This is a genomic window from Desulfospira joergensenii DSM 10085, from assembly GCF_000420085.1.
GTDB classification, from domain to species: Bacteria; Desulfobacterota; Desulfobacteria; order Desulfobacterales; family Desulfobacteraceae; genus Desulfospira; species Desulfospira joergensenii.
In genome coordinates this window covers 1,784,016-1,796,139 of sequence record NZ_ATUG01000002.1, presented here as the reverse complement: position 1 = coordinate 1,796,139, position 12,124 = coordinate 1,784,016, and the positions used below count along the sequence as shown (strand labels likewise).

General features: G+C 50.5%; 10 protein-coding genes. 4 read left to right on the top strand and 6 right to left on the bottom strand.

Annotated features, from left to right (window positions below; translation table 11 throughout):
* Window positions 1-476: 476 nt before the first annotated feature.
* Complete coding sequence (locus F608_RS32830) at window positions 477-2,432, top strand: methyl-accepting chemotaxis protein (protein WP_022667662.1); 1,956 nt, start codon at window positions 477-479, stop codon at window positions 2,430-2,432.
* 197 nt (window positions 2,433-2,629) lie between these two features.
* Here the strand turns inward: F608_RS32830 and F608_RS0120950 are convergent, their stop codons facing one another.
* The 4 genes from F608_RS0120950 to F608_RS35150 form a co-directional block, all read right to left on the bottom strand.
* Window positions 2,630-3,115 carry a cache domain-containing protein gene (locus tag F608_RS0120950; RefSeq protein ID WP_022667661.1) on the bottom strand — a complete coding sequence of 162 codons (486 nt, stop codon included), beginning with the start codon at window positions 3,113-3,115 and terminating at the stop codon, window positions 2,630-2,632.
* Window positions 3,116-3,305: 190 nt separating this feature from the next.
* Window positions 3,306-5,318, bottom strand: a complete 2,013-nt coding sequence (locus F608_RS35155; RefSeq protein ID WP_022667660.1) for a methyl-accepting chemotaxis protein — start codon at window positions 5,316-5,318, stop codon at window positions 3,306-3,308.
* Between the two features lie 311 nt (window positions 5,319-5,629).
* Window positions 5,630-7,438, bottom strand: coding sequence for an AMP-dependent synthetase/ligase (locus F608_RS0120935; RefSeq protein ID WP_022667655.1), 1,809 nt, complete (start codon window positions 7,436-7,438; stop codon window positions 5,630-5,632).
* A 186-nt stretch (window positions 7,439-7,624) separates the two neighbouring features.
* A complete protein-coding gene (locus F608_RS35150) occupies window positions 7,625-8,749 on the bottom strand; it encodes a GGDEF domain-containing protein (protein WP_022667653.1) in 1,125 nt (374 codons plus the stop codon).
* 204 nt (window positions 8,750-8,953) lie between these two features.
* Between F608_RS35150 and F608_RS0120925 the strand changes: the two genes are divergently transcribed.
* Window positions 8,954-9,151, top strand: coding sequence for a tautomerase family protein (locus F608_RS0120925; protein ID WP_022667652.1), 198 nt, complete (start codon window positions 8,954-8,956; stop codon window positions 9,149-9,151).
* Window positions 9,152-9,274: 123 nt separating this feature from the next.
* Here the strand turns inward: F608_RS0120925 and F608_RS0120920 are convergent, their stop codons facing one another.
* Window positions 9,275-9,553, bottom strand: a complete 279-nt coding sequence (locus F608_RS0120920; protein ID WP_022667651.1) for a GIY-YIG nuclease family protein — start codon at window positions 9,551-9,553, stop codon at window positions 9,275-9,277.
* A 17-nt stretch (window positions 9,554-9,570) separates the two neighbouring features.
* Window positions 9,571-9,831, bottom strand: a complete 261-nt coding sequence (locus F608_RS0120915) for a hypothetical protein (protein WP_022667649.1) — start codon at window positions 9,829-9,831, stop codon at window positions 9,571-9,573.
* A 253-nt stretch (window positions 9,832-10,084) separates the two neighbouring features.
* On the opposite strand from F608_RS0120915, the gene F608_RS0120910 reads away from it, so the two are divergent.
* Together F608_RS0120910 and F608_RS0120905 are read left to right on the top strand one after the other, a co-directional pair.
* Window positions 10,085-10,783, top strand: a complete 699-nt coding sequence (locus F608_RS0120910; protein ID WP_022667647.1) for a cytochrome c biogenesis CcdA family protein — start codon at window positions 10,085-10,087, stop codon at window positions 10,781-10,783.
* 1 nt (window position 10,784) lies between these two features.
* On the top strand, window positions 10,785-11,969 hold the full coding sequence (locus F608_RS0120905; protein WP_022667646.1) for an MFS transporter: 1,185 nt from the start codon (window positions 10,785-10,787) through the stop codon (window positions 11,967-11,969).
* Window positions 11,970-12,124 lie beyond the last annotated feature (155 nt).

Below are 12,124 nucleotides of genomic sequence, written 5' to 3'. Positions count from 1 at the left end.
TCATTCGAGTTTATGGCTATCTTTCCCCGGCTTTGCCGGGTCTGTTCTGCCGGCGGCTTCTGCCGCCAATTTTTGTGCTGTTTCAGATATGATAGGAGAAAAGAAAAGTCAACCCTTAAATTGTGTGGATTCTGCCTCAATTCAGCCTTGCTTTTTGGCAGTATTAATAATCATTTGCACTTGGGTTTCTCTTTGTTTAAAGACTTTTATTGATAAAACGCACCCTCCTGTCATCATCCCGTAATGATTCATTTGTCCTTCTGGGTTGGCGTTACAGCAGAAAATAGGATTTGTTTTCTATAACGATTTCATGTAAAGTTAAAAAAATACACAATAGACATCATCAATAAAAAAACGAATCCATATTCGTCACACCTCTGTGTGACAATATATAAGAGAAATTGTTTTCAGGCAGCTTGGGACATTAGTCTGTTCTGATTTGGGTGTTTTAATAAAACATATACGATGGAGGAGCCGTGAAGCTAAATTTCAAACAGAAAATCGTTTTTCCCGTTTTGATCCTGATCATACTGGGCCTGGGCGCTTTAGGCTTTATTTCCAGCTCAAAAGCCAAAAATGCGCTAAAAAACAGCATAACCGAACAGATTGTCACCATCTGCGGGTCAACCCTTGCAACCATGGATTCGTGGGTGGTTGACCGGACCCAGGATATCGCTACCTGGAGTACGCTGGAGATCTGCCAGACCGCATTAAAAGATTCCTTTGTGGGGAAAGCTGCCCGTAAAAATATAAATAACATGTTTGGGGAATGGCGAAAAAGCTACGGATATTATGAGGGAATCAGCCTGGCCGATCTATCCGGAGAAATCATCGCCGGATTTCCGACCACGGTTATCGGGAAGATCAATATAGGAACGAGGGAATATTTCAAGGGATCCATGGCCGGGGAGATCTCCCTGTCACCGATCCTGATCAGCAAGAACAGCGGGAACCCGATCTTTGTAATTTCCGCGCCCATCAAGGGTAAAAGCGGTGTTGAAGGGGTGCTGTTTGCCGTGGTGGATCTGATGGCATTTTCCAAAAAATTCACGGATTCCATTACAATCGGTGAAAAGGGATATGGATATATTATAGACGATAAGGGAATGGTCGTGGCTCATCCGGATAAAACCAAGATCAATCATCTTGACCTGAAAAAGACGGATTACGGCCGGAAAATAATCAATGAAAAAAACGGATATATGGCTGCAATCGCGGATGGAAAAGAGGTGCATAATGCGTTCCGGCATTCTGCCAAGCTCAATGCGATGATTGTGGTCCAGTCGGATGATGAAGAAATATTTGCGCCCATCACAGCCATCACCCGTTTCACCCTTATCACCTCGGTCCTTGTCACCCTTCTGGCCGCCGGGATCGTCTGGGTGATCGCCGGAACCATTGTCCGTCCTATCAACGCCGTGGTCGCAGGCCTCAAGGATGCGGCAGAGGGTGAGGGGGATCTGACCAAGCGTTTGGATGTCAAAAGCAGTGATGAAGTCGGCGAACTGGCCAGGTGGTTCAACGAATTTGCCGAAAAGGTCCAGATTATTATCAAGGATGTGGCCGACAATGCACGACGTCTGACAACATCGTCGGGCAGATTGTCTGAAATTGCCATGCAAATGACCGAGGGCGCGGCCAATACCTCCCAAAAAACGAATTCTGCTGCCTCATCCACAAAAGAGGTCAGTGAAAATATGAATGCAGTGGCAGCAGCCATGGAACAGGCCACAACCAATATCCATATGATCTCCTCTGCTACAGAAGAAATGACGGCAACCATTAATGAGATAGCCGCTAACAGTGAAAAGGGACGCGGCATAGCACTCGATGCCGTTGAACAGACCGAGAAGTCTTCGGTCCAGATGAAAGAACTCGGGAAGGCCGCCCTAGAGATTGATGAGGTGGTTGAAACGATTACAGATATTTCCGAACAGGTCAACCTCTTATCACTGAATGCCACTATTGAGGCGGCCAGAGCCGGTGAAGCGGGCAAAGGATTTGCCGTTGTCGCCAATGAAATCAAGGAGCTGGCCCGGCAGACTGCCGGTGCCACCGGCGAAATCAAGGAAAGAGCTCAAAATATACAGGCATCCACGGAAAATACAATCTCACAGATTGATAAAATCAGCAGCGTCGTTAAAGAGGTCAGCGACATCAATTCAACCATCGCTGCGGCAGTGGAAGAGCAATCCGCCACCACAAAAGAAATCGCTGAGAATGTATCCCAGGTTTCGTTGGGGATTAATGAGGTGAATGAGAATATCGCCCATACCAATACAGTCAGTTCTCAGATTTCTCAGGAGATTACCGACATCAGCCAAAGCACTTCTAAAATCTCCCAAAACAGTGAAAAAGTCAGCGACAGCGCATCAGGACTAGCCGATCTGGCCGATACCTTAAGTCAGATGGTTGGCCGGTTTAAAATATAAGACAATGGAGATTCATCCGTCAAAAAACGAATGAGCCCATGCGGGCGTCTCCTCCTCCTTTTCCATTGCTCTCAGTTCCGGACAATAATTCGAGCTGGCTGGACAAGGTTCCCAGGATAATAGGAAAAGGACCTTACCAAACTCTAAAATTATATTTACCGGACAGTCTGCAACTCCTTGGAACAGGATCCGGCGTATTATTTCAGGGTGGCGTTCAGATCGTCAACCGAACCGGAATCCGTATATATCCCTGCCACAAGTGCAAAGGGAGTGCCTTCCACGGCAATAACAAATGAAATCTTTCTTGACGGTTCGGTCTCTCCGGGTTTGGGCCATTCATACTCCACCCATTTCCCATTGGGGTGATTCGCCGCTTCACACATCGTTGGAAACCAGCTGAATCTTTCAGGCATTTCCATCCCTCTGGCATTTTCCGCAAAGGGATGGGTCATGGTGTGGCTGGGGCATTTGATCACCACCACATAGGTGTTCTTGTAAACGAATTCCCCTTTTGGATCGTTAAAAGCAGAAAAAGATTCCTCCTTGAGATTCTGGAGCACTGGATAGGCTTTTAGCACCAGTTGATAAACCTCTTCAGGGGTTGCAGAATCTTGGGCATTTACGTTTTGAAAAGAAAAAACCAGGACCGTTACAAAACAAAAGACACAGAAGAATTTTCGCATAATTGACTCCTTGCTTGATTATCGGTTACGAATTTTATGGATGTTTTGACAATGAAACAAGTATAGAATTTTCGCAACCAAATAGCAAGACCCTATATCCGCACCCCAGCCGCTGATCAAGATAGTCCACTGTTGAAAAACCAGGGTGGAAGTATTACGGATTTTATTACCCGTCTGAATCCGCCCTCTTTTACACCTTAAACAGGGTTACGGTTTCCTTAAGCTTGCCGGCCAGGCGGCTTAACCCCTGGGCACTGGTATCGATTTGAGTGGCACTCTCGGACATGTCTGCGGCAGCCTGGCTCACATCGGTGATATTTTGGGAGATCTCATTGGCCACCCCGGAACTCTGGGATACGTTTTGGGTCACCTCCTGGATTCCTTCAGCGGCCTGGCTCACGTTGGCGGCAATCTCCCGGGTGGTAACGGACTGCTCTTCCACTGCTGCAGCCACGGTGTCGATCATCTCATTCACGCTGGCAATGCCGCCGGTAACCTCCTGAATCTCGGAAACCGTATCATGGGTGGAGGTCTGGATCCCCTGGATCTTCTCCTTGATCTCAAGTGTGGCTTCGGCAGTCTGACGGGCCAGTTCTTTGATCTCGGCGGCCACAACGGCAAATCCCTTGCCGGCCTGGCCGGCCCGGGCAGCCTCGATTGTAGCGTTGAGGGCCAGGAGATTTGTCTGCTCGGAAATATCGTTGATGGTTTCCACCACATTTCCGATTTCCCGGGCCGAACGGTTCAGGTCATTGATTTTCTCCGATGCCCTTTGGGTCTGTGACACGGCCTTATTGCTTGTGTCCCGGGTTTTTTCAGTGTTCCGGGCAATTTCACCGATGGTGGAGGTCATTTCCTCGGCAGCCGCCGACACCATGCTGATATTGGTGGAAGACTGCTCAACCGCTGCCGCCACCGAGGTCATATTGGAACTCATCTCCTCTGTTGCCGAGGCCACGGAATTGGCGTTCCCCGACATATTGTCCGCCCCCTGGGACACCTTTCCGGCAACGGTCAAAAGAGAGGAAGAAGAGGTGTTGAGTTCCTCGGAATCCTGGGCAATGCTTTTTATTATCCCCTGGAGTTTTTCCACAAAGGTATTGAACCATTTTGCCATTTCACCGATCTCATCACGGCTGTCCGCGGCCAGGCGCATGGTCAGATCTCCTTCTCCCTGGGCGATATCCTTAAGACCTTCCACCATGAGGTTGATGGGTTTGATGAATCTTGCCGAGATCACATAGGCCAGTCCCCCGATCACGGCCAGCACCAGGAGGGTGATCATCAGGATGATGGTTCTTATTTTAGTGGAGACCTGGGATAATTCGGACTTTTCAATGAGAACCGCCATGACCCAGTCGGTTCTGCCGGACTGAAATGAATCCACCTGAAAAGGGATACCGTCTATGGTGGTTTCAAAGCTGGCCTTTTCCTTTTCCAGAATGGTCTCCATTTTGTCAATGCCGATCTCCTTGACGTTCTTGAGATTGTTTTCTTCATTTCTGGGATCGGCCAGGATCAGACCGGTTTTGTGGAGCATCATGACATACCCGGTTTCCCCGATTTTAACCCCTTTCATGATCTGGGCCAGTTTATCGGAGGAGACATCAATGGCCATTACCCCGTATACCTTTCCGGTCTTATCCTTAAAGGTCCTGGCATTGGAAACGATGGCGGAACCGGTGACCGCGTCTGTATAGGGATTGGTCCGGATAATACTCCCGTTTTTCTCCATGGCGGCCGTATACCAGGGCCGCTTTCTGGGATCATAGTCCTTGGCGTTTTTGGTTTCAGGCCATTGAATATACCCACCGTCTTCGGTCCCCATATAGACGTAAAGGGTTCCGGGATGGGTTTTTGCATAATTGTCAAAGGCCTCAAATATCTCCTGCTCAATCCCACCGTTTTGGGAGGGCGTCATTTTTGTGCTGCCGTCATACCCGGTAAAATATCTGGACAGGGTCGGGTCCGCAGCTTTAACCTTATCAAGGTTGGCGAACATATCAATATTTCGGTCCAGATCATCGTAAAACACCTCCAGTATCTGTTCGATGGTGTTTACCTGCTGGGCCACATTTTCAAGGTAGGTGCCATGAACCGAAGTATTGATCAGAATGTTCACGGCAACAACCACCGGAAGAATGGTAATCAGAATCAAAGAAAAAGAAAAAACAATGAGCTTTGACCGGATTGATTTGAGCATGATATATCTCCCCTGCCGGCAGGATTTTCCAGACGCGGCATTACATCTAAGATTTGAAATTCAGTTCCGGACCTTTAAAAAACACGCCGGTATCCCGGGCCTCACCCCCTGGCGCATCCGGGTTTTATTTCATAACTTTAATACTAATAACTTAAAAAATTGGATGGATATTATAGAATTTCTAAAAAAATGCAACAAAATTCGCAATTTTTATCAAATTTTAACAATTCAACAGCAGCCGGATTAAATGAAACTTGCTTTTCGTCAGAAAAGGGCCGAAAAATGATCAGGAGCGCGATGAATTTCCCTGTTCAGGCAGTCGGAGACGGCCCTGCAACGGCCTTCTGGTACATGGATTCAATGAGTTCATAATATTTCTCATTGATGATTTTACGTTTTAATTTCATGGTGGGGGTGATCTCTCCCGTCTCCACGGTAAAGGGCCTGGGCAGGAGGGTAAAGCTTTTAATGGTTTCGAACCGGGCCAGTTTTCCGGAGTTGAGGTCGATTCGTTTCCGGTAAAGGGCCTTGACCTCGGGCCGGTTGATCAGTCCTTCCACGGAATGCCAGGTGATCTGCTTTTTTTCGGCCCATTTTTCAAGGGCTTCCATGGCCGGCACCACCAGGGCGGATATGAATTTTTTTCCATCGCCGATGGCCACGATCTGTTCGATGAAATAATCTTTTCCCACAAGGGTTTCAATATGCTGGGGGGCAATGTTCTTCCCCCCCGAGGTGATGATCAGCTCTTTGATCCGGTCTGTGATCCTTAAAAATCCGTCCCTGTCAAACCGACCGATATCCCCGGTCTTGAACCAGCCGTCCACAATGGCCCGGGCGGTTTTTTCCGGGCTGTTAAAATACCCGGCCATGACCTGCCCTCCCCTGACCAGGACTTCCCCCTGTGCACCGATCCGGACCTCACAATCGGGCACAGGCTTGCCCACGGTGCCGAATTTATAGTCCCCGGGGGTATTAAAAGAAATCATGGGAGCGGTTTCCGTCAGCCCGTACCCCTGGCAGATGAGCAGGCCGCAGGCAAAAAAGAACTCTTCAATGGATTGGGCAAGGGGGGCTCCGCCGGCGGAAAAGAAATTTTTGGGACCGCCCACGATTTCCCTGACCTTGGACAGAATCAGCCGGTCCAGAATCCTGAATTTAAGCCTGAGCCCCAAAGAGATTGGGTTATTTTCCTTGAGGCATGTGTGATAGGCAAAGCCCGTCTCAACGGCCTTTTTAAATAAATATTTTTTTATCGGCCATGCGGTTTCACCGGCATTGTTCACGGCAGCATAGATTTTCTCATAGAGCCGGGGCACGGAAACCATGGCCGTGGGCCGGACGATTCTCAGGGTTTCTATGACCTTTTTAGGATCTTCAAGATAGGTGTTCAGGGCCCCCTTGGAAAAAACATAATAGGACCAGACCCGCTCATACACGTGGCTTAAGGGCAGAAAGCAGAGAGACACATCTTCCCGGGTTACAGAAAAATGGATGTCCAGGGCCTTGAACTGATGAAGGAAATTGGCGTGGCTGAGCATGACTCCCTTGGGATTGCCCGTGGTTCCCGAGGTATAGATAATGGTGACGATATCCTTGGATTGGATAGAGGCTTCCCGGCGGGCCAGTTCCGGTTCAAACCGGCCGGAGATATCCGGGCGGATAAAGGCCTCAAAGGAGACCGCATGGGAGGTTTTAGCGGCCAGGCCGGAATCATAGGAGACAATTTTAATTGGATCCTCCCCTGACCCCAGGGCCCGGGTATTGTCAAGCTGGAAGGCATTTCCCACAAACAGCAGCCGGATACCGGCATTCCGGATGATGAAAAGACTCTGTTCCCGGGTATTGGTGGCATAGATGGGAACGGACACGGCCCCGGCAAGGACACAGGCAAAATCGGTGATAGCCCATTCATACCGGTTGGCGGAATAGATCCCCACCCGGTCCCCGGGTTCAATACCGGCCCGGATCAGGGCGCACGCCGCAAGATGAATTCTTTCTTTTAGATCGCCGTAGCTGAGATGAATCCACTCTTCCCCCTCTTTGTACTTTAAAGCGGTCCGGGTCGCGTGATCTGCAAAGCCCCTGGTTATGATCCTGCCGATATGCTCGTATGACATTGCCTTTCCCCTGAAATTGTAAGTTAGGATTGCCGGAATGATGGAATCTGGCTTTTCATTACACCTTCCACAATCTATTCTTATTTAAAAGAACTTCTGCCCGGATATGATGCCTAGGATCCGGGTCCGTACATTAATTTCAACTGGGCAGGGATTTTTTAAGAAGGCCCATCCCATCTTGTAACTTCAGCCGGTCCGTCCTTCCAGATCGCTGTGGCAGATCACCTTGTTTCTGCCGGTCTGCTTTGCATGGTAGAGGGCATCATCCGCCATCTTCAAAAGAACTTCGGGATTGGATATTGTCGAGGCTAAAGGGTCGTCCAGCACCGAGATCCCAAAGCTTACACTGGTGCGGATGGAAATGCCGTCCACCTCGTAGTTGCCCCGGGAAATGCGCAGCCGGATACGCTCGGACACCTTTTTGGCCCCCGGGGTATCGGTTCCCGGAAGGACAAGGAGAAATTCCTCCCCTCCGTACCGGGAAACCCAGTCGATATCCCTTCGGACTCCCTCTGAAAAGACATTGGATATGATTTTCAGCACCTGATCCCCCACCGGGTGGCCGTATTGGTCATTGATTCTTTTAAAATGGTCGATATCGCAGAGCACAACGGCAAGGGATTTTTCAGATCTCCGGGAATACTTGAATTCCTTTTCCAGCTGCCGGTCCAGGTAGCCCCTGTTGAAAACCCCGGTCAGATTGTCAATGCAGGATAATTTCCGGATTTCACGATTTGCCCGGTTCAGTTCTTCTTTTTCATCGATCAGTTTTTTAAAATAAAGCGCCCGGATCCATTCCTGGGTATAGGCCACAAGGGAGATGCAGGCATAAGCGATGAAAAACCGCAGGATAAATGCCAGGGGATAGGCCTCTCCGGACAAGGCAAAGGCGGTAAGACGGACCATTATGAGAACCAGGGTGGATATATTCCAGACCAGCCCTTCCCGGTTACCCAGGATGAAATGAAAGAGCTGGGGAAACAATAAAAGCAAAAGGAATTTGGTCTGATCCTCATCGGTAAAGGCAATAAACAGGAGCCCGGTCGCCAGACTCCCCACGGCGAGCCGATAGATCCATTCCGCCCTCCGGACTCTAGGCAGCCATATAAAACAGAGGGCAAAGGAAAAGAGGATAAAAAGATCAATGCCTGTTTCCACAAAATTTCCGGCGGCAATGTCCTGGGCCATCAATCCGGCAGCCACCATTGATCCGGCAATGAGCAGCATCCCGGTCAGCCGCCGTCTTCTCCCGTCATCATTGTCCAGGGGAAAATCATTGAATATCTTTACTTTATTTAAGCGGTTCCACATCCAGGCTATACTCAGGTTATGGGTAAAATGAAAATCATGCCTTTTATAGAGGATTCTTTACCAGTTCACCAGGGAATATTCAATATCCGGAGCAGAATCTGAAAATCAAGAGCCCAGTGGGCGGCATCCCTGTTTTGAGCTTGCTATTTCCAGGCGAAACCGGGATGATTACTTTTGAATCATTTGAAAAGGATGGAAAAACATATGCCTTACGTAAATATAAAGATAACGGATGAAGGGGTGACCAAAGAACAGAAAACCGCTTTGATTCAGGGGGCAACAGACCTGCTGCAGAAGGTTCTGGGGAAAAATCCCAAGACCACCTTTGTCATCATAGAGGAAGTTAATACCGACAATTGGGGAATCGGAGGTGAAACCGTCACTTCCATAAGGAAGAGGTAAAAATAAGGGGCTGAAAAGCGCTCCGCCTCAAACAGTTGGGCAGGAAAATAGCCCGGGAAGCCCAACCGGGGCGAAAACAGATTTCATTCAAAAGGTCCTTACAAGATGGATTCCGTCCCCGGATTAACCAAGGGAAGCCTCCCGGTCCAGAGCGGCCAGTTTTTCACCGGGCTTTAACTGCTTGATCCGGTACTCCAGCCGGAAGGCCATGGCTTTTGTCATCCCCTTTGTGGCCCCGGCCAGTGTTACGGGCCGTCTGGACCGGGTGTACTTGGAGGCTTTGCCCAGGTTATGGAGAGCCAGGCGGTTTTCAAGGTTCTTGGTGACCCCGCAGTAGAGAGAGCCGTCTGAACAGGTCAGCAGGTAAACCTGCCAGTCTTTGGCCTCTGTCTTATTTTTCAATGCCAAATGCCCCTATGTTACAAAGAAGGATGCTTCTTCAACCGGTTGAGGATCTGCTCTTCCATCTCCTGAATAACCAGGGAAAGGGCCCGGCTCTCCCGGATCGGACCGGAATCGTTCCATCCGACCTCCAGGGCCCTGGCTTTTTTCTCCCTAAAAAGGGAAATGGAATCGACCACAGACTGCCAGGCAAAGAGTTTCTGGAGGATATGGCGTTCCGCCGGACCCAGGTCAACTGCCGTATCAATGGACCGGCCTTTCTGGGTTTTTATGATCATGATCGATGATTCCCCAAGTTTCTGGCACCTTTTCTTAAAGATAAATCCGCATAAACCTGGTAAAACCATATCAGAGATCGGGTTCTGTAAAAAGCCTGAAATAAAAAAACAAACCCCTCCCTTGAAACGAGAAGGCAGATGGCTTAGTTTGTTATGAACCGGCCCCTGCGTAGTCGACCAGAGTTGAACACCCTGAAATTTTCTGCTTTTGGCTTTGGGCTTTAGACTTTTGACCCTTATGTAAGGATACCCCATGTTCACCGAGACCATTACATTCCCGGCAGCCTTTGCAGCAGGTCTGCTCTCCTTTCTCTCTCCCTGCGTTCTGCCCCTGATTCCGGCCTATTTTTCGTTTATCACCGGGCTTTCCCTGGATGAAATGACCGCAGACAGAAAAGAGATCCGGCAAAAGGTGATCCTCTCCACCCTGGCCTATGTGGCAGGTTTTTCCTTTATCTTCATCCTGTTCGGGGCCTCGGCCTCATTTCTGGGAAAGCTGGCCTCGGAATACTCCTGGGTGGTCAGATATGTGGGCGGCGGGGTGATCCTGATCTTCGGCCTCCACCTTCTGGGCCTCATCAACATCAAGGCTTTTCAGTTTGAAAAGCGGGTTCATGTCAAGGAAAAACCCCTCCACCTCTTCGGCACCTTTCTCATCGGAATGGCCTTCGGGGCCGGGTGGAGCCCCTGCATCGGCCCCATGCTGGGAACCATCCTCATCGTGGCCGGGAACCAGGAAACCGTGCTCAAGGGGGTCTGGCTCCTGGCGGTATACTCGGCCGGAATGGCACTGCCCTTTATCCTCATCTCCATCTTCATCAACTCCATGCTGGATTTCATGAAAAAGGCCACCCGAATGATCGGGATCATCAACCGGATTGCCGGGGCCCTGCTGATTCTCATCGGGCTGCTCCTGATCTTTGACAAGTTCAGGCTCCTGGCCGTTATTTAATATGGATCAGACACCCAGGCAGTTCCACGCCTTTATCGGCGTGGCCACCTTTACCAAGCTCCTGCTCAACATCACCCGGAGGCTGGTCTATCCCTTTGCCCCTGAATTTGCCCGGGGAACCGGGGTGGGCCTGGCAGCCATCACCCCCATCATTGCCCTGAACCAGATCACCGGAGTCCTGGGACCCGTGGGCGCCGCCTTTGCCGACAGATACGGATACAAGCGCGTCATGCTGGCCGCCCTGGTCCTGGCCGCTATCGGAGCCTTTGGAGTGGGCTTTTTCCCCTTTTACACCACCCTGGCCCTCTGCCTCTTTTTCGGGGGTCTGGCCAAGTGCATCTTTGATCCCACCCTCCAGGCCTATATCGGGAAATCGGTTCCCTATGAGCAGCGGGGAAGGTATATCGGGATCATGGAAATCGCCTGGGCCGGCTCCACCCTGATGGGCATCCCCCTGGCCGGACTGGTCATCGCCCGGTTCTCCTGGCATGCCCCTTTCCTGATCTTGGGCGTGCTGACCGTTTTCTGCTTTGTGGGAATCCTGAAATTCATGGCCCGGGACAAGATCCCGGAATCTCAAAAGCACCCTTCCCGCGCCCTGTTCCTGTCCAATTGGAAGATCATCATGAAAAACCCCAAGGTCCTGGGGATGCTGGGATTCGCCTTTTTCATGTCCCTTGGCTCCGACAATCTGTTCATCGTGTACGGGGCCTGGCTGGAACAATCCTATGGTCTTTCCCTGGCCGCCATCGGCTTCGGAACCATCCTCATCGGCCTGGCCGAACTTCTGGGGGAAGGATGCACGGCCCTGATCTCCGACCGCCTGGGACTGAGACGGGCCATTCTCCTGGGAGGAGTCCTGTGCAGCGGGGCCTATTTTCTCCTGCCTGTTCTGGACCGGGGACTTGTCTTTGTTCTGGCAGGGCTGTTCCTGGTCTTTTTCTTTTTTGAATTTACCCTTGTCACATCCATGGGCCTGGCCACGGAACTGGTCCCGGAATTCCGGGCGTCCACCCTGTCGGCATTTTACGCCGTGGCCGGCCTGGGAAGGGTATCCGGGGCCTTTTGCGGGGGCCTGGTCTGGTCCAGATCCGATATCCTGAGCATCAGCCTCATTTCCGGGGTCTGCACCCTTCTTGCCCTGGCCTGCCTGACCGCCGGGGCAAGGTCGGGCAATTCATCCTGAAAGCCTGCCAAATCTCAGCGTTGACATCTTCCCGGGATTGGACTACGCTTTCCAAACACCTGTGATCAAAGAAACAAAAAAAGCGGCACACAGGCGGGCAAAACAAATACTGGAAAACGTGGGGACAGACTGCTGATCTTGCTGATGGCTGTTCC

What these genes read in the sequence shown, in the direction of transcription:
- F608_RS0120935 (WP_022667655.1), bottom strand. Translation starts at nt 7,438, where the DNA reads ATGTCATACGAGCATATCGGCAGGATCATAACCAGGGGCTTTGCAGAT.
- F608_RS0120915 (WP_022667649.1), bottom strand. Translation starts at nt 9,831, where the DNA reads ATGATCATAAAAACCCAGAAAGGCCGGTCCATTGATACGGCAGTTGAC.
- F608_RS0120905 (WP_022667646.1), top strand. Translation starts at nt 10,785, where the DNA reads ATGGATCAGACACCCAGGCAGTTCCACGCCTTTATCGGCGTGGCCACC.
- F608_RS35150 (WP_022667653.1), bottom strand. Translation starts at nt 8,749, where the DNA reads ATGTGGAACCGCTTAAATAAAGTAAAGATATTCAATGATTTTCCCCTG.
- F608_RS0120950 (WP_022667661.1), bottom strand. Translation starts at nt 3,115, where the DNA reads ATGCGAAAATTCTTCTGTGTCTTTTGTTTTGTAACGGTCCTGGTTTTT.
- F608_RS0120910 (WP_022667647.1), top strand. Translation starts at nt 10,085, where the DNA reads ATGTTCACCGAGACCATTACATTCCCGGCAGCCTTTGCAGCAGGTCTG.
- F608_RS0120925 (WP_022667652.1), top strand. Translation starts at nt 8,954, where the DNA reads ATGCCTTACGTAAATATAAAGATAACGGATGAAGGGGTGACCAAAGAA.
- F608_RS35155 (WP_022667660.1), bottom strand. Translation starts at nt 5,318, where the DNA reads ATGCTCAAATCAATCCGGTCAAAGCTCATTGTTTTTTCTTTTTCTTTG.